The following is an 18,305-nucleotide window of genomic DNA, read 5'->3' as shown; positions in this document are numbered from 1 at the left end:
TCGGCGCCAGACTGCGCTCGAACGGGGGCACGGCGCAAGCGCGGAGCTTAACGGGCCTCAAGAGCCCGATAATACGGCGAAAACCAGTCTGGCGCCTTCACTTTGGCGTTGGGCCGAAGGCCTAAATCGGGCGCCGCATAACCCAGATCAGGACTAGGCCGGCCACGGCCGAGCCGATCCCGACCGCCCGCAGGATGTTGTCCGGCGTGGCGATGGCGCTTTTCATGGCTTTGCGCATCCAGTTTGGACTGGCCGCGAACATCAAGCCTTCGAGGACGAACAGGATGCCTAGGCCGATGAGGAAGTCGGCGAACGCAATGGACCTCATCGGAATGGAACCTCCCGCTATGCTGTTCTTGTCTGGACGAAGGGCGGCGAAATCCGCCGCCCTTTGTCTGGCTTACGGCTTCGCCTGCGTCTCGGTAGGCGTCCTGCCGGAGGGGCTACCGAAGTACCGGAAGAAATCCGACTCCGGCCGGAGCAGGAAGCGGGTATCGTTCGAACGCAGCCCGTTCTCATAGGCCGTCATCGACCGGTAGAACGCGAAGAAGTCGGCGTCCTTGCCGTAGGCTTCTGCAAACAGGCGGTTGCGTTCGGCATCGCCCGCACCACGGGTCTGCTCAGCCTGCGAATTGGCCTCAGCGATGATGACGGTCGCCTCGCGGTCGGCCCTGGACCTGATCTCCTGGGCCTTCTGCCCACCCTGTGCCCGGAACTCGGCGGCCTCGCGCTCACGCTCGGTCTTCATGCGCAGGTAGACCGCCTGGCTGTTCTGCTCCGGCAGGTCGGCGCGGCGGATCCGGACGTCGACGACCTGAATGCCGTAGCCATCGGCCTCGCGGTCGAGCTGGTCGCGAATGCGCAGCATCAGCTTCTCGCGGTCGTCGCGCACCACGTTGATGAAGGTGACCTCGCCGAGCACGCGGCGCAGCGCCGCGTTCAGGAGCGTGGTGAGCTGGATGTTGGCGGCCTGGATCGAGCCGACGCTCTGATAGAAGCGCAGTGCGTCCTTGATGCGGTAGCGCGCGAAGGCGTCGACCACGAGCCGCTTCTGGTCGGAGGCGATCGCCTCCTGCGACGGGTTCTCCAGATCGAGAATCCGCTTGTCGATGTTGATCACCGAGTTCCAGGGCGCCTTGAAGTGCAGGCCGGGCGCGGTGACGACGTCGACCGGCCTGCCGAACTGGAGCACGATCGTCTGCTCGGTCTGCTGCACGGTAAACAACGACATATAGCCGACGATCACGACGAACAGGAGGGCGAGCAGCGTGACAAAACCTGTGACCGGAGACTTCATCGGGTGCCTCCGCTCGACTGCGGACCAGTCGTAGGTGTCCGCTTTGGCGCCAGTTCGGGAAGCGGCAGATAGGGCACGACGCCCTGGCCCGAGGGGCCACCGTCATAGACGAGCTTGTCAGCCCCGCCGAGCACGCGCTCCATCGTCTCCAGGTAGATCCGTTCACGCGTCACGTCGGGCGCCTTCTTGTATTCCTCGTAAACCTTCAGGAAGCGTGCACTCTGGCCCTTGGCCTCGGCGACAGCCTGTTCCCTGTAACCTTCGGCATCCTGCTGGATCTTGGCCGCGCGTCCACGCGCCTGCGGGACAACCTGGTTGGCATAGGTCTGCGCTTCGTTCTGCAGCTGCTCCTGATTGGCGCGGGCCGCCTGGACGTCGCGGAAGGCGTCGATCACCTGCGCGGGCGGATCGACCTTCTGCATCTGCACCTGGGTGATCTGAATGCCGGCACCATAGCTGTCCAAAGTCCTCTGGATCAGCTCGTGCACGTTCTGCTCTGTGACGTTGCGCGCTCCGGTCAGGATCGGCTGGATCTGAGACCGGCCGATCACCTCGCGCATCGCACTCTCGGCGACCGCCTTCACGGTACCCTCGGGGTTCTGGATGTTGAAGAGGAAATCACCGACACCGTCCGGCTTGATGCGCCAGAGCACGGTGAAATCAACGTCGACGATGTTCTCGTCGCCGGTCAGCATCAGGCTCTCTTCCGGCACGTCCCGAATGGAGCGGCCGCGCCGCGCCGGATCCTCGATCACCGTCATGCCGATCGAGGTGGTGTTGACGCGCAGCGCCTTCGGCAGCAGCACGGTCTCGATCGGATAAGGCAGATGATAGTTCAGACCCGGCTGCACGGTGCGGACGTGCTTGCCGAAACGCATCACCACGCCGAGCTCTTCGGACTGCACGCGGAAGAAGCCCGACAGCAGCCAGAATGCGACGATCAGCAGGATGATCAGCGTGATGCCGATGCCGGAGAAATAACCGCCCGGCATGATCTGCTGGAGGCGGTCCTGGCCGCGCCGCAGAAGGTCTTCCAGATCCGGCGGCCTCGGCCCGACCGGTTGCGGGCCTGAGCCCCACGGTCCCTTTGGACCCGAGCCCCACGGGCCACCGCCCTGATTCTTCCACGGCATTCGACGTTCTCCTCGGCAGGGTGGAATTGCCACCGCCCGCTTTGTCCGGTCCGGCTTTATAGGGGACAGGCAAGTCCCTTACAACGCAGCCCTGACCGTCTTCCGAGCTATGCTCGGGCACGAAAAAGTCAATGTAAACATTGGCAAAAGCGGTTAATGGCCGCGCCGCCGACGATATGTCACATAGGACAGGTCGGCGCTGTCGGCGGGGCCGGCCGGATGGCGGATGCGTTCGCCCTCGTCCCATTCCGCCTTGTCGATTTCAAAATGCGTGTCCCCTTCTGGGCGCGCGTGCACTTCGGTGATCTCGAGACGATCGGCACGACCGAGCCATTGCCGGTAGATCTCGGCGCCGCCGATCACCGCGATCTCAGTGACCGAACGCCGCAGAGCGTCGCCGCGCGCGACTGCCTCCGCATCCGCTGGCGATGTCGTGACGATGGCCCCATTGGCGCGATAGGCCGGATCGCGCGTGACCACGATGTTGGTGCGGCCCGGCAGCGGCCGGCGCAGGGTCTCGAAGGTCTTGCGGCCCATGATCACAGGCTTGCCGATCGTCAGCGCCTTGAAGCGCGCCATATCGGACTTCAATCGCCACGGCATCGCATTGCCCGCGCCGATGACGCCATTCTCTGCGATGGCGACGACGAAGACGATCTCCATCAGGCAGAGCTCCCGGCAAGCTGGGTCAGCGCAGGCCCGGTGACCCGGCACAGCGTCCAGTCGTCCATCATGACCGCGCCGATCGACTTGTAGAACGCGATCGAGGGTGCGTTCCAGTCGAGGACCGCCCATTGCAGGCGCGACCAGCCGCTGTCGACGCATTCCCTGGCGAGATAGGCCAGCAGCGCCTTGCCGAGGCCCTTGCCCCGATGCGACGGCCGCACATAGAGATCTTCGAGATAGATGCCGTGACGGCCGCTGAAGGTGGAGAAATTGAGAAACCACACCGCGAAGCCGACCGGCTCACGGTTCCACTCCGCGATCGCGCAATAGAGCTGCGGCCTCTCGCCGAACAGCGCGTCGGCGATGTCAGCCTCGGTCGCTTCGACCTCGTGCGACAGCTTCTCGTACTCGGCGAGCTCGCGGATGAAGGAGAGAACGAGCCCGGCTTCCTCGGGCCGTGCACGGCGGATGGTGAGCGACATAGGGCGCTAGACCGCCACGTCCGCCTTGATGTGCGGATGCGGATCGTAGCCGACGAGCTCGAAGTCTTCGTAGCGGAAAGAGAAGATGTCCTTTACCTCAGGATTGATCCGCATCACCGGCAGCGCGCGCGGCGCGCGGCTGAGCTGCAGCCTCGCCTGCTCCAGATGGTTGGAATAGAGATGAGTGTCGCCGAGCGAGTGCACGAAGTCGCCGGGCTTCAGGCCTGTGACCTGCGCGACCATCATGGTGAGCAGCGCGTAAGAGGCGATGTTGAAGGGCACGCCGAGAAACACGTCGGCCGACCGCTGATAGAGCTGGCAGGACAGCTTGCCGTTCGCGACATAGAACTGGAACAGCAGGTGGCAGGGCGGCAGCGCCATCTTCTCGACGTCGGCCGGATTCCAGGCGGTGACGATCAGGCGGCGGGAATCAGGCGTGCGCTTGATCATGTCGATGACATTGGCGATCTGGTCGATGCTGCGCCCGTCGGCCGCGGGCCAGGAGCGCCATTGATGGCCGTAGACCGGGCCGAGATCGCCATTGGCGTCCGCCCACTCGTCCCAAATGGTGACGCCGTTGTCGCGCAGATATTTGATGTTGGTGTCGCCCTTCAGGAACCAGAGCAGTTCATGCACGATCGCCTTCAGCGGCAGCCGCTTGGTCGTCAGCATCGGGAAGCCGGCCGACAAATTGAAGCGCATCTGGTGGCCGAACACCGAGAGCGTGCCGGTGCCGGTCCGGTCGGTCTTCTCGGCGCCGTCGGAAAGAATCCGCTCGAGCAGGTCCTGATACTGGTGCATGTTGCGACTGAGCCTTTGGGGAGGCGGCGAACTTAACGACACCCCCCGCGCTACGACAGCGGCGATTCGCTGTCGCCGTCGATTATACCCGGAAAAGTGAGTGTTCCCGGCACAAACGGCAAGGGGCGGAACTCAGCGTTCCGCCCCTCGCCTAGCGCCTTGATCGCCTTCGCTTAATTCGCCGGCTTGAGCACCGGGCTCCACTTCGCGATCTCGCTCTTGACGAGGGTCGCCAGCGCCTCCTGGGTTCGGTCCTTCGGCGCGGGGATGACGCTGCCGAGCTCGAGCAGGCGCTTCTTCACCGTCTCGTCGTCGAGCGCCTTGACGGCGGCGGCGTTCACGCTTGCCACGATCGCGGGCGAGGTTCCCTTGGGCGCGAACATCGCGTTCCAGGCCTGAGCCTGGAATGCCGGCAGGCCGGCTTCCGCCGTGGTCGGCACGTTCGGCAGCGACGGGTTTCGTTCGGCCGTGGCGATCGCATAGGCCTTGATGGTGCCGGCATTGATCTGCGGGACGGCGTTGACGATCTGGTCGCACATGTAGTCGACCTGACCCGCCACCAGCGCGTTCATCGCAGGTCCCGTGCCGTTGAACGGCACGCCGACGGGCTTGATGTCGAGGATGGAGTGGAGGAGTTCGCACGAGACGTGCGAAACCGAACCGACGCCTGCATGCGCGGCATTCACCTTTTCGGCATTCGCCTTCACATAGGTGACGAACTCCTTGAGATCCTTCGGCGGAAAGTCCTTGCGCGCCAGGATCAGGATCGGCGTGCCGGCCAGCAATGCGATCGGCTCGAAGTCCTTCTCGGGGTGATAGGCCAGCTTCGGATAGAGCGGCACGGAGGCGGCATGCGTGCCCATATGCCCGGTGATCAGCGTATAGCCATCGTTGGCCGCACGCGCGGCACGCGTCGTGGCGGTGGTGCCGCCGGCACCGACCACGTTCTCGATGATGATGCTCTGCCCCAGCGTTTGCGCCATGTGCCCGGTGACGATGCGTGAGATCACGTCAGTCGGCCCGCCGGCTGCGAACGGGACGATCACGGTAATGTTGCGCGTCGGATAGGTCTGCGCCTCAGCCGTTGCGATGAAGGCGCCCAGCGATGCTATCGCTGCTGCACATGCGCCTGTAAGCGCGCGAATGAACGTCATGGCGATCCTCCCTTTGGACACAATAAAATGCCGGCCCAAAGGCCGGCATTTCCATTTCACAAAGCCGTAACACAAGTCGATTCGACTTCCGAATGCGGCGCGCCGACGCAGGACCGAGCCGACTCGGCGCGCACGACCTCAGTTCTCGGACTCGGTGAACACCTCGTCGCGCTTGGCGCGCAAGACAGGTAGCACCGTAAGGACGAGCAGGCTTGCCGCGACCGCAAGCAGCACCGCCGACAACGGGCGCGTCAGGAACACGCTCCAGTCGCCACGCGAGATCAGCAGCGCCCGGCGCAGGTTCTCCTCCATCAGCGGTCCTAGCACCATGCCGAGCAGCAACGGCGCCGGCTCGAAATCGTGCTTGATCAGCCAATAGCCGACGAGACCGAAGACGCCCGCGAGGATGACGTCGACCGGCGCGTTGTTCACCGAATAGATGCCGATCGCGCAGAAGATCACGATCGAGGGGAACATCAGCCGATAGGGCACGCGCAACAGCCGCACCCAGATTCCGACCAGCGGCAGGTTGATGATGATCAGCATTAGATTGCCGATCCACATCGAAGCGATCATGCCCCAGACCAGATCCGGCTGCTTCTGCATCACCTGCGGACCGGGCACGATGCCGTGGATGGTCATCGCGCCCACCATCAGCGCCATCACAGCGTTCGGCGGGATCCCGAGGGTGAGCAGCGGAATGAACGAGGTCTGTGCCGCGGCATTGTTGGCACTCTCCGGCCCCGCCACGCCCTCGATCGCGCCGCGGCCGAACCGGGACGGGGTCTTTGAGAGCTTCTTCTCGAGCGTGTAGGCCGCGAAGGACGCGATCACCGCGCCGCCGCCGGGCAGGATGCCGAGGATCGAGCCGAGCACGGTGCCGCGCAGGATCGGCGGCGTCGCATCGCCGAGGTCCTTCCTGGTGGGCATCAGTCCGGTGATCTTCTGCTGCACCAGATCGCGGTTCATCTCGGCGCCGTGGTCGAGGTTGCGGATGATCTCGGCAAAGCCGAATACGCCCATCGCCACGGTCGCAAAGCCGAGACCGTCGGCGAGCTCGGGAATGTTAAAGGCCATGCGCGAGGCGCCGGTCTCGATGTCCGAACCGACCATTGAGAGCAGCAGTCCAAACACGATCATCGCAATCGCCTTCAACACCGAGCCCTTGGCCAGCACCACCGCGAAGATCAGGCCGAGCACCATCAGCGAGAAATATTCGGCCGGACCGAACGCCAGCGCGAGTTTCGTCAGCGGTGCGCCGAGCAGTGCGATCAGGATGGTCGCAACGCAGCCGGCGAAGAACGAGCCGATCGCGGCGATCGCGAGCGCCGGACCGGCGCGGCCCTGCTTGGCCATCTGGTGACCGTCGATGGCGGTCACGACCGATGTCGCCTCACCGGGTATGTTGACCAGGATCGACGTGGTCGAGCCGCCATATTGCGCGCCGTAATAGATGCCGGCGAGCATGATCAGCGCGCCGACCGGCGGCAGCCCGAAAGTGATCGGCAGCAGCATCGCGACGGTGGCGATGGTGCCGATGCCAGGGAGAACGCCGACCAGCGTTCCGACCAGGGCGCCGATCAGGCACATCAACAGGTTGATCGGGGTGAACGCGACGGCGAAGCCGTGAGCAAGATTGGCAAAGATATCCATCACGCCCTCACTGGATCAGGAAACGCGGATACATCGGCATCGGCAGCCCGAGCACATAAGGAAACAGGATTGCGCAGCCGACCGTCAGGCAGGCGCCGACGATCACCGCTTCCAGCCAGCGCGTCTCGTGCGAGCCCGTCGCCGCGATCATGAAGCTCGAGAAGGCCGTGACAACGAGACCGAGGGACCGGATCGACAGGGCAAAGAACAGGATCGCCGCCACCACGAACAGCGGCCCGCGCCAGGAATAATGCGCAAGCGCCGGTCCCGCCGTGATCAGGCCGGTCAAGGCGATGCCGGCAGACAGGGCAACCAGCAGCCCGCCGAACATACGTGGCGCAGTGCCCGCACCGAAGGAGAAGCCACGCATGCCCTGCAAATCGCTCGATGCCCACAGCGCAAACAGGGCAACGGCCATCAGCACGACGCCGCCGACATAATCTTGCGCCGAGCGGATGGTCATAAACAGCGTGAGGATCGCCACCGCAAACAGCGGATAGGAATAGATCAGCGCCAGCAGCACCTCGGACGACATCTTCTTGGCGCCGCCGCCGAATGATCCGAAGAGGGCGCTCGGCGCGCCGGCCAGCAGCGCCGTCGCATGACCGGTGACGACCGCCGCCGGACCGCGGCCGGTCCCCCAGCCGAAAATCGTCCCGATCGACCAGATCAATTCGAAAATCTGCGGCGCAATCGCCAGCAGACAAAAGCCGAGCGCCACCCGGGTGTTTCGGGTGGCCGTCGCTGAGTGGCCCATCGTGTCGGCCATGCCTGTCTCCTCCGCGACCTGTAAGTCACGAGCACTGTTGTTCTAAATCGGCTGGAACTGGATACCCGCCCGGATCACTGCCTAGCGATTTTCATCAGACAATGCCAGCAAAACCCAACACGCCGCGGCAAGCAAAAGCCAGAGGGGATTGATGCGCGAGATGGACGCGACCACTGCAACCATCGCGGTCAGACGCAGTGCAGCAATTGCTGGATCGGCCCGATTAACGTCACGATAAGCGTTCGGACCTGGCAAGTCCTGCGAGGTCGGACCGGTGTCCTGGTCGGCCTCTGGTGCTTCGCCTCAACCGCGGTGCAGTGGGTCTCGCGCACTGCCGGCGCAGCGGCGACGGCGAAGAGCGAGATCGGGCCGAAGTGGAGATCAGCGCCTAGTCGGCTTGCGGCTCGTCACGCTGCTACTTTCCGCCGCAGGAAATTGAACGTCGCTGAGACTGACATTGTCCGTTCGCTGGAGCAGCAGCGTCATCATGCGCATGGCCGCAACGATCGGGACTGCCGGGCAGGAGATGCGCAAGGATTCGGCACATCGGGCTGGCGACCTCTGGCAAAGGCCAGAGCCGCGATAGGCCCGGCACTCCGAAGCCTATCCAAAGGGAACCGCGGGATCGCGCCTCCAACCCTCTGTTTTTCGAAAGCTTTGCCCCCTATATTGGGGGTGCCGGTTCGCCGGCTATGGAAATAAACGGTCGTCGCAATAAACCATTCGGACCCGGGGGCGGTACCCGGCGCCTCCACCAAAGCCCACCATCGGGCGTGCCCGAAGCTGGGCTTTGGCGGGGGCGAAATAGGATCGACGAGGGCGTAAAGGGCGTACTTTTTCCCGGTATTGTTCCGCCGTTATCGGGCTACTGCAATAGTTGCCAACGACAACTTTGCTCCGGTTGCTCAGGCTGCGTAACGCAGTTTGAAAGACCACTCTAAAGTCCTAGCGGGTTAAGCTCCGCTAGGCGGGGTTCGGAGGCACCTGGCAACAGAAGCCTCCACTTTACTCTTTGATTCTTCCCCGGCGGGGACTCCTGCTCGCCCGTCAGGCGCGGTACTATTGCGGCTTGGCGAGTCGGATCGGCAGGGTCCGGCTGCTTGGATGCAACAGGACCACCATGGCGACCGATCATATCCGATACGATGTGCTGGCCCGCGATGCGCTGCGCGGCGTGCTGCGGAAGGTGCTGACCGATGCCGCAGCGCATGGCCTGCCGGGCGAGCATCATTTCTTCATCACCTTCGTGTCCAAGGCCGAAGGCGTGAAGCTGTCGCCGCGGCTGCTCGCACAATATCCGGAGGAGATGACGATCATCCTCCAGCACCAGTTCTGGGACCTGACCGTGCTCGAGGATCGTTTCGAGGTCGGCCTGTCCTTTGGCGGCATTCCGGAGCGGCTGGTGGTGCCGTTCAGTGCCATCAAGAGCTTCCTCGATCCGTCCGTGAAGTTCGGCCTCCAGTTCGACACCTCCGACGTCGCCGAGGTCGCGCCGGACAATCTGCCGGCAGCACCCGCGCCATCGGCCGTATCGGTCCCGGCACCTGCCGCGGAGAAGCCGGAAGCTGCCGACGAGTCGCCGCCGCCGAGCCACGGCGGCGCCGAGGTCGTGCGGCTCGATCGTTTCCGCAAGAAATGATCTAGGTTGGGCGCAGAGCCATCGCGCCCGGCCAACTGTCTATATAGAAGAGCACATGAACAGGCCGCGCGGCGTTTCGCGCGGCAGAATGGATGTGCTCATGGCCAAAGCGTCCCGCTCGAAGACTGCCCGCCCCGCAACCCGCACCGAGACCGACAGCTTCGGTCCCATCGAGGTCGCCGCCGACCGCTATTGGGGGGCGCAGACCGAGCGCTCGCGCCAGAATTTCCGCATCGGCACCGACCGCATGCCGATCTCACTCGTGCATGCACTCGGCATGGTCAAGCTCGCCGCTGCGCAGTCCAATCTCGAGCTCGGCCTGCTCGATCGGCGCCGTGCTAACGCCATCATCCGCGCTGCGCGCGAGGTGATCGAAGGCAGACTTGACGACCATTTTCCGCTTGTCGTGTGGCAGACCGGCTCGGGCACCCAGAGCAACATGAACCTCAACGAGGTGATTGCCAACCGCGCCAACGAGCTGCTCGGCGGCGAGCTCGGCGCCAAGAAGCCGGTGCATCCCAACGATCACGTCAACATGAGCCAGTCGTCGAACGACTCCTTCCCGACCGCAATGCACATCGCGGCGGCAAGCCGCATCAATGCCGATCTCGTCCCTGCCCTCGGCGAGTTGCTGCGCGCTCTGCGCAAGAAGGAGAGGGAGTTTTCGAAGATCGTGAAGATCGGCCGCACCCATACCCAGGATGCGACGCCGCTGACGCTCGGTCAGGAATTCTCCGGCTATGCCGCGCAGGTCGAAAGCGGCATCGCCCGGCTCAAGATCGCGGTGAAGGACCTCTATCCGCTGGCGCAGGGCGGCACAGCCGTCGGCACCGGCCTCAACTCGAAGCCGCGCTTTGCCAAGCTGTTCGCAAAGCACGTTGCCGGGATTACGAAGCTCCCCTTCACCAGCGCCGCCAACAAATTCGAGGCGCTGGCCTCGAACGATGCCTATGTGCTGGCGCACGGCGCCATCAATTCGGTCGCGACCGGCCTGTTCAAGATCGCCAATGACATCCGCCTGCTCGGCTCCGGCCCGCGCTCGGGCCTCGGCGAATTGATCCTGCCGGAGAACGAGCCCGGCTCCTCGATCATGCCGGGCAAGGTCAACCCGACCCAGTGCGAGGCGATGACCATGGTGTGCTGCCAGGTGTTCGGCAATCACACCGCGATCACGATCGCGGGCAGCCAGGGTCATTTCGAGCTCAACGTCTACAAGCCGGTGCTGGCCTACAACATGCTGCATTCGATCCGCCTGATGGCGGATGCCGCGCGCTCCTTCACCGAGCATTGCGTCAGCGGCATCCGCGCCGACGAGAAGCGCATCAAGGAGCTGATGCAGCGCTCGCTGATGCTGGTGACGGCGCTGGCTCCGAAGATCGGCTACGACAACGCCGCCAAGGTGGCCAAGACGGCGCACGCCAACGGCACCACGCTGAAGGAGGAGGCGCTGCGGCTCGGCTTCGTCTCGGCCGACGAGTTCGACCGCCTGGTGCGCGCTGAGAAGATGATCAGCCCGGGATGATTCCGAATTCCGATAGCCATCCGTAATGATACGGACGCTCGGCGCCCAAAAATATGCGGTTTTGGGGGCGGGATTTGATTACCGTCAATGTTGCGGCGGGGCGGCGTGTTACGCAGCTCCACTGCCCTCGACGGGGCGAAATTCATCGTTTGATGGCCCAAGGGCCGATTGACGAGGACGAGCGAATGGCGATCAAGTCTTCTGCGGCGCAATGTGGCGCCCTGTTTCTGAATGTTTCATCCTGCCTGAAGAGGAGCGGATGATGGAGACGCGGCATGGGGAACGTCATCAACCTGAATCGTTTCAGGAAGCGCGTCGAGCGGGAAGCCTCGGCGAAGCAGGCGGACGCCAACCGGGCGAAGTTCGGGCGCACGAAGGCGGAACGGTCGTCCGAGGCGAAGCGGGCGGACCAGGCCAAGGAGAATCTGGACCAGCACCGGATCGATCGCGAGGAGCAGCCATGAAGTCGCCGGTCGTGAAACGATCGATCGTCGTCGCCGGCCACAAGACCAGCGTCAGCCTGGAAGAGGCGTTCTGGAACGGCATGAAAGAGATTTCCGGCCTGCGCAACATGACGTTGTCCGAGCTGGTCGGCGAGATCGACAACAACCGCCAGCAGGGCAATCTGTCGTCGGCGATCCGTCTGTTCGTCCTGGACTACTTCAAGAGCCGCGCCATGGCCGCCCAGCCGGACAAGGTCCCGGCCCAGTAGCCGTCGGGGGCGCCCGCGACGGCGCCCCGGCCTCTGCACTTTAAAATCGCTCTAAGGTGCATCTTCGGCGCGCGGGCACGCTTGACCTCAATGCCCGGCGTTGAAAATACAGGGCATGACCGATACCACTGATACGCGTTCGCACATGCCGCTGGGTCTGGCCCAGCGCGGCTATACCGGCGTCATCCAACACCTTGCCGCCAAAGAGGCTGGCTCGGCGCTTTCGGACGTCGAGCTCGAGAGCCGCCTGATCGAACTCGGCTTCGTCGAGGGCGCCCGGGTCGAGATCCTGCATGAGGGGTTGGTCGGGCGCGATCCGATCGCGGTGCGGGTCGATAGCACCACGATCGCGGTCCGCCGTCGCGAAGCCATGGCCATCATCGTCGCCTGACGCGCGACCGCAATCTGCCCCGCAGGCCCTTGATCCCATGGAAGCACCGCTGCTGCATCTCGCCCTGGTCGGCACGCCCAACAGCGGCAAGACCTCGCTGTTCAACGCGCTGACCGGCAGCCGGCAGAAGGTCGCGAACTATCCCGGCGTCACGGTCGAGCGCAAGGAAGGCTTCTTCGTCACCCCGCTCGGCCGCCAGGTCTCCGTGGTCGACCTGCCCGGCACCTATTCGCTGCGCGGCCGCAGCCCGGACGAAGAGATCACCCGCGACTTCGTGCTCGGCAAGGCCTCCGGCGAGACCCTGCCCGATCTCGTGCTGTGCGTCGCCGATTCCACCAATCTGCGCCTGACCATCCGCCTGCTGCTGGAGCTGAAGCGCACCGGGCGGCCGATGATCCTCGTGCTCAACATGTTCGACATCGCAAGCCGCCGCGGCATCACGGTCGACGTCAAGCGGCTCGCCAAGGAGCTCGGAGTGCCCGTGGTCACCTCGATCGCGGTGCGCAAGGGCGGCACGGCCGACCTGCTCAAGCTGACCGACGAGATTTCCGCAGCGCTCGCCGCCGAGCCGGTGGAGAACAGCTGGCGCGCGCTCGGCGTCTCCGAGCTGCGCGCCACCCAACGCGAGGCCGATCGCATCATCGCCGACTGCGTCAGCCTGCCTGCTCGCCCCGACACCTGGACCGCACGGATCGACGCGATCGTGCTGCATCCGGTCGGCGGGCTGATCGTGCTCGCGCTGATCCTGTTCGTGATGTTCCAGGCGGTGTTCGCCTGGGCGCAGCCGGCGATGGAGCTGCTAAAGTCCGGGTTCGACTCGCTCGGCGAGCTGGTGCAGGCCACCCTGCCCGACGGCTTGCTGCAAAGCTTCCTGCAGAACGGCGTGATCTCCGGCGTCGGCAGCGTCATCGTGTTCCTGCCGCAGATCATCCTCATCTTCCTGTTCATCCTGCTCCTGGAAGATTTCGGCTACATGGCGCGCGCGGCGTTCCTGATGGACCGCATCATGGGCGGCGCCGGCCTGCACGGCCGCGCCTTCATTCCGCTGTTGTCGAGCTTTGCCTGCGCCATTCCCGGCATCATGGCGACGCGCGTCATCGACAACAAGCGCGACCGGCTGACCACGATCCTGATCGCGCCGCTGATGACCTGCTCGGCGCGCATTCCGGTCTATACGCTGATCATCTCCGCCTTCATCCCGGCCAGAGACGTCTGGGGCTTCATCAACCTGCAGGGCCTCGTGATGTTCGGCCTCTATGCCGCCGGCATCATCAGCGCGCTGTTGGTCTCGTTCGTGATCAAGTTCTTCATGCTGCGCGACTTTGTGCCGGCGCCGTTCATGTTGGAGCTGCCGGACTACAAGATGCCGCGGCTGAAATCCATCGTGATCGGCATCTACACCCGCGCCAAGATGTTCTTGCAGCGCGCCGGCACCACGATCTTCTCGATGATGGTGCTGATCTGGTTCCTGGCCTCCTTCCCGCAGCCGCCCGCGGGCGCGACCGGGCCGGCCATCGAGTTCAGCCTGGCGGCGATGATCGGCAAGGCGCTCGAACCCCTGCTCGCCCCCGTCGGCTTCAACTGGCAGATCGCGGTGGCTCTGATCCCGGGCATGGCGGCGCGCGAGGTCGCGGTCGCGGCGCTCGGCACCGTCTATGCGATCGAGGGCGGCAGTGAAGCGGTCGAGCAGATCGGCCAGGTGCTGGCGACAAAATGGTCGCTCGCCACCGCGCTGTCGATGCTGGCCTGGTACATCTTCGCCCCGCAATGCGCCTCCACGCTCGCCGTGATCCGGCGCGAGACCGGCAGCTGGGCCTGGATGGGCGCCACCTTCGCCTACATGCTGGTGCTGGCCTATGCGGCGAGCCTCGTGACGTACAACGTCGCCGTCGCGCTGGGGGCGGGGTAGCCCTTCCAAAACGAAACTGCGAAAACAACCCCATGCACAGTAGACCGGGGGTCGTGAAATCAATGAGTTACGCGCAAGGCAACGATCCGGCCGTCGCCCGTTGACCCGTCGGGCAAAACAGGGGCATGATGTCACGATCAGCCCGCAGCGATAGCAGCATGAACGACGACACGCCTCGGAAGCGGCGATCTGTTGCCGTGGACCATTTCACCACCGACCGCCTGACTGCCGAGCGATTGCGCGAGGATCACCTCGCCGACCTCGTCGCGCTGCATCGCGACGCCGAGGTCTCCCGCTATCTCGGCGGGGTGCGGACGCCCGAGGTCACGAGGGCCTATCTCGCAACCAACATGGCCCATTGGGACCAGCACGGCTTCGGACTCTGGACGCTGCGAACGAAGGACGGGGCCTTCGCCGGACGGGCGGGCATTCGGCACATTCTCGTGGACGATGTCGACGAGGTCGAGATCGCCTACGCGTTCAAGCGCGAATTCTGGGGCCAAGGATTTGCCAGCGAGATCGCGACCGCGCTGACGGACCTCGGGCTGTCACAGCTCGCACTGCCGTCTCTCATCGGCATTGTGTATGTCGGGAACGGTGCATCGCGGCGCGTGCTGGAGAAGTCGAACTACCAGCTCGAGCGAAGCACGAACCGTCACGGCGAGGACGTCGTGATCTACCGCATCCGGCAGTGAGGGCAGCAACGGGATGGACCGCGAGCGGACCGTTTGTGTTCATTTTTGAACCGACACCATCCACGGGTCGGCACAGTCTGAGCGGCAACGAACCGGTCGCCGGACCGCCAGTCGGGCGGGAACTCATGCCCGGCCTAGGAGTTCCTTAGACGGACCTTTTCAGTCAAATCCGGCTCCCGGCATGCGCTTGGAGCGCATGGAGAGCTTTGGGAAGATACGCGTAAGGGGGGGGGTCATGACCGGTCAATCCGCGCCTGCTCCAGGCAGCGACCTCAAGGATTTGCCGAGAATTTCGACCGGCAGCGACGGTCTGGACGACATCCTCGGCGGTGGCTTGGACCCCAACCGAATGTATCTCTACGAGGGACGCCCCGGCACAGGCAAGACCACGATTGCGCTCCAATTCCTTCTTCGGGGCGTGCGCGACGGCGAACGCGTTCTCTACGTTTCGCTCTCCGAGACCAAGAGCGAGCTCACAGTGGTGGCACAGCGGCATGGCTGGTCGCTGGACGGCGTCGATATCTTCGAGCTCGTTCCGCCGGAAACGACGCTTGATCCCGAGCGGGAGCTGACGGTTTTTCATCCCGCCGAGATGGAGCTGAGCGAGACCACAGGTCTGATCTTCAAGGAGGTCGAACGGATCAACCCTACCCGCGTGGTGCTCGACAGCCTGTCCGAATTGCGCCTGCTGGCGCAGAACCCGCTCCGCTACAGGCGACAGGTTCTGGCCCTCAAGCACTTCTTCACCAATCGCAACTGCACCGTGGTTCTGCTCGACGATCTGTCGTCCTCCCAGGATGATCTGCAACTGCATTCGATCGCGCACGGCGTGGTGATGCTCGAGCAGCTGGCCATCGACTACGGTGCCGAGCGGCGGCGGCTTCGCGTGATCAAGATGCGCGGCATCCGTTTTCGCGGCGGCTTCCACGATTTTACGATCGCGCAAGGCGGCCTGCGCATCTTTCCGCGGCTCGTCGCGGCCGAGCATCACAGATCATTCGATGGCGACATGGTGTCCAGCGGCAACCCCGAGCTCGACCAGCTCCTCGGAGGCGGGCTCGAGCGCGGCACCAACGCGCTTTTCCTCGGCTCGGCCGGCGTCGGCAAATCGTCACTTGCGCTGACCTACGCCATCGCGGCGGCGCAACGCGGCGAGCACGCCGTGTTCTTCGCATTCGATGAAGGACGCGGAACGGTTGAGGCACGCGCCAGGACGCTTGGGCTGCCGCTGGACGAGCACCTCGCCTCCGGAAAGATCCGGTTTCAGCAGATCGATCCCGCCGAATTGTCGCCGGGTGAGTTCGCGGCAACGCTTCGCCGTAGCGTCGAGGTCGACAATGCCCGCATCATCGTCATCGACAGCTTGAACGGCTATCTGAACGCGATGCCGGACGAGCGCTTTCTCGTTCTGCAGATGCATGAACTGCTCAGCTATCTGGCCCAGCAGGGCGTGCTCACCATCCTCATCCTCGCCCAGCACGGGCTTGTCGGTCCCATGGATACGCCGCTCGACCTCAGCTATCTGAGCGATGCGGTCGTGATGCTGCGCTATTTCGAGTTCGCCGGAACGGTTCGCCGCGCCTTGTCGGTCGTCAAGAAGCGCAGCGGCGGCCACGAGCACGGCATCCGCGAATTCCGGCTCGGCGGCACCGGGATCAAGCTCGGCCCGCCACTCGTTGAATTCAGCGGCATCTTTTCCGGCAATCCGCGCTATACCGGCACGGCCCTCCCGGAAGGGCCGCTCGAATGAGCGCGCAGCGCGATCACCGCGTTCTCGTCTTCGCCCCGGTGGGCCGCGACGGGCCGGCATCGGCCGAACTTTTGCGCAACGCGAACCTCGAGGCGATCAGTTGCCGGGACTTGGCCGAACTCGTCACCGAAATGGCGGCAGGCGTTGGCACCGTATTTCTTGCCGAGGAAGGATTGTTCGGCAAGGACACCGCGGCGCTGGCACAATGGATCGCCGGTCAGCCGCCGTGGTCCGATCTGCCTTTCGTCGTTCTCACCAGCCACCGGGAGCAGCCCTCGGTCATCGCCTGGCGACGCAGTATCGTCGAGCTTCTGCGCAACGTTTCGCTGCTCGAACGGCCGGTTCAACCGATCACGCTGACCAGCACCATCCAATCCGCACTGCGGGCTCGGCGGCGTCAATACGAGATCCGGGCTCTGCTCGAGGCGCGCGAGCAGACGGCCCAGGAGCTCGAGAAGCTGGTGATCGAGCGGACGAAGGCGCTGGAGGAAGCCAACACGCAGCTTCGCCTCGAGATCGAAGAGCGAGCACGCGTGGAGGAAACGCTTCGGCAGGCTCAGAAGATCGAGGCCATCGGCCAGCTCACCGGCGGCGTCGCGCATGACTTCAACAATCTCTTGATGGTGATTTCCGGCGGCCTCGACATGCTCGAACGCCAGACCGATCCGACCCGGCGCCGCCGCCTGATGGACGGGATGATCCAGGCGGCGCAGCGCGGAGCGAGCCTGACCAAGCAGCTTCTGGCATTCTCACGGCGGCAGAAACTCCGGCCGGAGCCTGTCGACGTCGCCGCGCAGATCGGCGGCATGCGTGAACTGCTCGATCGCAGTCTCAGGGGCGACGTCCATGTCGAATTCGACTTTCCGGAGCAACTTTGGCCGGTGGAGGTCGATCCCGGCGAGCTCGAGCTGGTCATTCTCAACCTGGCCGTCAACGCCCGCGACGCCATGCCCAATGGCGGCACGATCATCGTGCGCGGCGAAAATCTACCCGACCTGAACGATGGGGAGATCGCCGGCGACTATGTCCGCTTGTCCGTCGTCGACACCGGTGTCGGCATGCCCCCGGAGATCATGTCGCGGGTGTTCGAGCCGTTCTTCACGACCAAAGACGTCGGCAAGGGGTCTGGACTGGGGCTCGCACAGGTCCATGGATTTGCGACGCAGTCGCGGGGCACGGTGCGAATTCAATCGAAGGTCGGCCGAGGCACGAGCATCGAGCTGTACCTGCCGCGATCCTTCGAGACTCCCTCCGACGAGCGACACCTCATCGACCTCACCAGGGTGCGCCCGAAAAAGAGCAATCAGGGGCAGATCCTGCTGGTGGAGGACGATAACGAGGTTGCCGCGCTGGTCAGCGAGATGCTCGGTCAGCTCGGCTACGAGGTCACACGCGCTTCCAGTGCCGCAGCAGCGCTCGGTGCCCTGGCGGACGGCCGTCCCATCGATCTGATCTTCTCCGACATCATGATGCCGGGCGGCATGAACGGGGTCGAGCTTGCGCGCGAGGTCAGGAAGAGACGAAGCGACATACCGATATTGCTGACCAGCGGATATGCCGAAGCCTCGGTCCATGAAGCGGAGAGCGCGGGTATCGAGATCCTGCCCAAGCCCTATCACATCGACGAGCTCGCCGCAGCCCTGGCCGCGGCGAAGTCAGGTCTTCGGCGCGATGCAGGCTCCAAACGCTCGAACTCCTGCTGAGAGCAATCGTGGATTACGCTGCGCGCCAG

The 18,305-nt window shown here is 64.3% G+C and carries 18 protein-coding genes and 1 other RNA gene; 10 read left to right on the top strand and 9 right to left on the bottom strand.

Going from position 1 to position 18,305, the window contains the following annotated elements:
- Positions 1 to 121: 121 nt before the first annotated feature.
- The 9 genes from I6F37_RS18680 to I6F37_RS18640 form a co-directional block, all read right to left on the bottom strand.
- Complete coding sequence (locus I6F37_RS18680; protein WP_025038031.1) at positions 122 to 328, bottom strand: DUF2065 domain-containing protein; 207 nt, start codon at positions 326 to 328, stop codon at positions 122 to 124.
- 72 nt (positions 329 to 400) lie between these two features.
- Entirely contained in the window at positions 401 to 1,297 is an 897-nt protein-coding gene (hflC, locus tag I6F37_RS18675; protein ID WP_036024983.1) for a protease modulator HflC, read from the bottom strand.
- The gene (hflK, locus tag I6F37_RS18670; protein ID WP_036024980.1) at positions 1,294 to 2,430 is read right to left on the bottom strand and encodes an FtsH protease activity modulator HflK; all 1,137 of its coding nucleotides are present in this window, start codon (positions 2,428 to 2,430) and stop codon (positions 1,294 to 1,296) included. Before hflK ends, hflC begins: the two co-directional genes overlap by 4 nt.
- Positions 2,431 to 2,583: 153 nt before the next feature.
- A complete protein-coding gene (locus I6F37_RS18665) occupies positions 2,584 to 3,093 on the bottom strand; it encodes a dihydrofolate reductase (protein WP_036024979.1) in 510 nt (169 codons plus the stop codon).
- Complete coding sequence (locus tag I6F37_RS18660; protein ID WP_036006580.1) at positions 3,093 to 3,578, bottom strand: GNAT family N-acetyltransferase; 486 nt, start codon at positions 3,576 to 3,578, stop codon at positions 3,093 to 3,095. Before I6F37_RS18660 ends, I6F37_RS18665 begins: the two co-directional genes overlap by 1 nt.
- Before the next feature lie 6 nt (positions 3,579 to 3,584).
- A complete protein-coding gene (locus I6F37_RS18655) occupies positions 3,585 to 4,379 on the bottom strand; it encodes a thymidylate synthase (protein ID WP_036024977.1) in 795 nt (264 codons plus the stop codon).
- A gap of 173 nt (positions 4,380 to 4,552) precedes the next feature.
- Positions 4,553 to 5,533 carry a tripartite tricarboxylate transporter substrate binding protein BugD gene (locus tag I6F37_RS18650; RefSeq protein WP_036006574.1) on the bottom strand — a complete coding sequence of 327 codons (981 nt, stop codon included), beginning with the start codon at positions 5,531 to 5,533 and terminating at the stop codon, positions 4,553 to 4,555.
- 138 nt (positions 5,534 to 5,671) lie between these two features.
- Positions 5,672 to 7,186: a tripartite tricarboxylate transporter permease gene (locus I6F37_RS18645; protein WP_036006571.1), complete on the bottom strand. Its 1,515-nt coding sequence runs from the start codon at positions 7,184 to 7,186 to the stop codon at positions 5,672 to 5,674.
- 7 nt (positions 7,187 to 7,193) lie between these two features.
- Complete coding sequence (locus I6F37_RS18640) at positions 7,194 to 7,955, bottom strand: tripartite tricarboxylate transporter TctB family protein (RefSeq protein WP_036024976.1); 762 nt, start codon at positions 7,953 to 7,955, stop codon at positions 7,194 to 7,196.
- A gap of 638 nt (positions 7,956 to 8,593) precedes the next feature.
- Between I6F37_RS18640 and ssrA the strand changes: the two genes are divergently transcribed.
- The 10 genes from ssrA to I6F37_RS18590 all read left to right on the top strand — a co-directional run bounded on the left by ssrA (position 8,594) and on the right by I6F37_RS18590 (position 18,276).
- Positions 8,594 to 8,960, top strand: a transfer-messenger RNA (tmRNA) gene (ssrA, locus tag I6F37_RS18635).
- 115 nt (positions 8,961 to 9,075) lie between these two features.
- Complete coding sequence (locus I6F37_RS18630; protein WP_036024975.1) at positions 9,076 to 9,594, top strand: SspB family protein; 519 nt, start codon at positions 9,076 to 9,078, stop codon at positions 9,592 to 9,594.
- Positions 9,595 to 9,682: 88 nt separating this feature from the next.
- Positions 9,683 to 11,116, top strand: a complete 1,434-nt coding sequence (fumC, locus tag I6F37_RS18625) for a class II fumarate hydratase (RefSeq protein ID WP_036024989.1) — start codon at positions 9,683 to 9,685, stop codon at positions 11,114 to 11,116.
- A 275-nt stretch (positions 11,117 to 11,391) separates the two neighbouring features.
- The gene (locus I6F37_RS18620; protein WP_036006566.1) at positions 11,392 to 11,580 is read left to right on the top strand and encodes a DUF4169 family protein; all 189 of its coding nucleotides are present in this window, start codon (positions 11,392 to 11,394) and stop codon (positions 11,578 to 11,580) included.
- Positions 11,577 to 11,828 (top strand): ribbon-helix-helix domain-containing protein, encoded by a 252-nt coding sequence (locus I6F37_RS18615; RefSeq protein WP_025038043.1) that lies wholly within the window; start codon positions 11,577 to 11,579, stop codon positions 11,826 to 11,828. The genes I6F37_RS18620 and I6F37_RS18615 overlap by 4 nt, the downstream gene beginning before the upstream one ends.
- A gap of 115 nt (positions 11,829 to 11,943) precedes the next feature.
- On the top strand, positions 11,944 to 12,219 hold the full coding sequence (locus I6F37_RS18610; RefSeq protein WP_036006563.1) for a FeoA family protein: 276 nt from the start codon (positions 11,944 to 11,946) through the stop codon (positions 12,217 to 12,219).
- A gap of 37 nt (positions 12,220 to 12,256) precedes the next feature.
- A complete protein-coding gene (locus tag I6F37_RS18605) occupies positions 12,257 to 14,128 on the top strand; it encodes a ferrous iron transporter B (RefSeq protein WP_036024973.1) in 1,872 nt (623 codons plus the stop codon).
- 197 nt (positions 14,129 to 14,325) lie between these two features.
- Entirely contained in the window at positions 14,326 to 14,823 is a 498-nt protein-coding gene (locus tag I6F37_RS18600; protein ID WP_036024971.1) for a GNAT family N-acetyltransferase, read from the top strand.
- 235 nt (positions 14,824 to 15,058) lie between these two features.
- Positions 15,059 to 16,573, top strand: coding sequence for an ATPase domain-containing protein (locus I6F37_RS18595; protein WP_036024970.1), 1,515 nt, complete (start codon positions 15,059 to 15,061; stop codon positions 16,571 to 16,573).
- The gene (locus I6F37_RS18590) at positions 16,570 to 18,276 is read left to right on the top strand and encodes an ATP-binding protein (protein ID WP_036024968.1); all 1,707 of its coding nucleotides are present in this window, start codon (positions 16,570 to 16,572) and stop codon (positions 18,274 to 18,276) included. The genes I6F37_RS18595 and I6F37_RS18590 overlap by 4 nt, the downstream gene beginning before the upstream one ends.
- The last annotated feature ends 29 nt before the right edge of the window (positions 18,277 to 18,305 follow it).

Origin of the sequence: Bradyrhizobium sp. NBAIM08, from assembly GCF_020193935.1 — a bacterium.
GTDB lineage: Bacteria > Pseudomonadota > Alphaproteobacteria > Rhizobiales > Xanthobacteraceae > Bradyrhizobium > Bradyrhizobium yuanmingense.
Note: the sequence above shows the minus strand (reverse complement) of the source record. Positions and strands in the feature narration are given on the sequence as shown.

Excerpts from the sequence above, each read along its gene's own strand:
- I6F37_RS18680 (WP_025038031.1), bottom strand. The coding sequence starts at position 328 with ATGAGGTCCATTGCGTTCGCCGACTTCCTCATCGGCCTAGGCATCCTG.
- hflC (WP_036024983.1), bottom strand. The coding sequence starts at position 1,297 with ATGAAGTCTCCGGTCACAGGTTTTGTCACGCTGCTCGCCCTCCTGTTC.
- hflK (WP_036024980.1), bottom strand. The coding sequence starts at position 2,430 with ATGCCGTGGAAGAATCAGGGCGGTGGCCCGTGGGGCTCGGGTCCAAAG.
- I6F37_RS18665 (WP_036024979.1), bottom strand. The coding sequence starts at position 3,093 with ATGGAGATCGTCTTCGTCGTCGCCATCGCAGAGAATGGCGTCATCGGC.
- I6F37_RS18660 (WP_036006580.1), bottom strand. The coding sequence starts at position 3,578 with ATGTCGCTCACCATCCGCCGTGCACGGCCCGAGGAAGCCGGGCTCGTT.
- I6F37_RS18655 (WP_036024977.1), bottom strand. The coding sequence starts at position 4,379 with ATGCACCAGTATCAGGACCTGCTCGAGCGGATTCTTTCCGACGGCGCC.
- I6F37_RS18650 (WP_036006574.1), bottom strand. The coding sequence starts at position 5,533 with ATGACGTTCATTCGCGCGCTTACAGGCGCATGTGCAGCAGCGATAGCA.
- I6F37_RS18645 (WP_036006571.1), bottom strand. The coding sequence starts at position 7,186 with ATGGATATCTTTGCCAATCTTGCTCACGGCTTCGCCGTCGCGTTCACC.
- I6F37_RS18640 (WP_036024976.1), bottom strand. The coding sequence starts at position 7,955 with ATGGCCGACACGATGGGCCACTCAGCGACGGCCACCCGAAACACCCGG.
- I6F37_RS18630 (WP_036024975.1), top strand. The coding sequence starts at position 9,076 with ATGGCGACCGATCATATCCGATACGATGTGCTGGCCCGCGATGCGCTG.
- fumC (WP_036024989.1), top strand. The coding sequence starts at position 9,683 with ATGGATGTGCTCATGGCCAAAGCGTCCCGCTCGAAGACTGCCCGCCCC.
- I6F37_RS18620 (WP_036006566.1), top strand. The coding sequence starts at position 11,392 with ATGGGGAACGTCATCAACCTGAATCGTTTCAGGAAGCGCGTCGAGCGG.
- I6F37_RS18615 (WP_025038043.1), top strand. The coding sequence starts at position 11,577 with ATGAAGTCGCCGGTCGTGAAACGATCGATCGTCGTCGCCGGCCACAAG.
- I6F37_RS18610 (WP_036006563.1), top strand. The coding sequence starts at position 11,944 with ATGACCGATACCACTGATACGCGTTCGCACATGCCGCTGGGTCTGGCC.
- I6F37_RS18605 (WP_036024973.1), top strand. The coding sequence starts at position 12,257 with ATGGAAGCACCGCTGCTGCATCTCGCCCTGGTCGGCACGCCCAACAGC.
- I6F37_RS18595 (WP_036024970.1), top strand. The coding sequence starts at position 15,059 with ATGACCGGTCAATCCGCGCCTGCTCCAGGCAGCGACCTCAAGGATTTG.
- I6F37_RS18590 (WP_036024968.1), top strand. The coding sequence starts at position 16,570 with ATGAGCGCGCAGCGCGATCACCGCGTTCTCGTCTTCGCCCCGGTGGGC.